We start from the raw sequence: 457 nt of genomic DNA, 5'->3' as shown, positions 1-457 counted from the left end.
CTGGGGTGTCCGGGCGGTGCCGGCACGGTCCGCGGCGGCCTTCCCGGCGCCGAAGCCGGACTGCGCGGGCGGCGCGCCGAAGCCGGCCGGACCCGGAGGGGTGTCAGCACCGGGCGCGCCGGACGCACCTGAGGCGCCGCCCTCGGAACCGGCCGGGCCGGGCGGCACGGGACGGAACGTCATCGTGCCGTCGTCGGTGCGGGGCGACGCCGGACCGGGGATCGGGCGGCGGAAGACGAAGGTGCCCGGGTCCGGGGCGCCGCCGTCGTCAGCCGGGGGGATCGCGGCGGTGCCGTCGGCGCGGCCGGTCCCCTGCCCGCCCGCGGGGCCCGAAGGGTCCGCGGGAACCCGCGGGTCGACCCCCCAGGCGCCGCCCCGGCCGCCGTCGCCGAACCCGGCAGGCCGGGCCTGCTGACCGGCCGCGTCGGGCTGCGCCGGCCGGCCCCACTGAGCACCC

Annotated in this window: 1 pseudogene; it reads right to left on the bottom strand. The window is 82.7% G+C overall.

The window, feature by feature from the left end:
- Positions 1–183 (bottom strand): annotated as a pseudogene (locus GT045_RS39780) (hypothetical protein); the annotation flags it as partial.
- Between the last annotated feature and the right edge of the window lie 274 nt (positions 184–457).

The organism is Streptomyces sp. SID486, from assembly GCF_009865385.1.
In the GTDB taxonomy this organism is placed as follows: domain Bacteria; phylum Actinomycetota; class Actinomycetes; order Streptomycetales; family Streptomycetaceae; genus Streptomyces.
The sequence above is the reverse complement of the archived record's forward strand: the minus strand, read 5'-3'. Positions and strand labels throughout refer to the sequence as shown.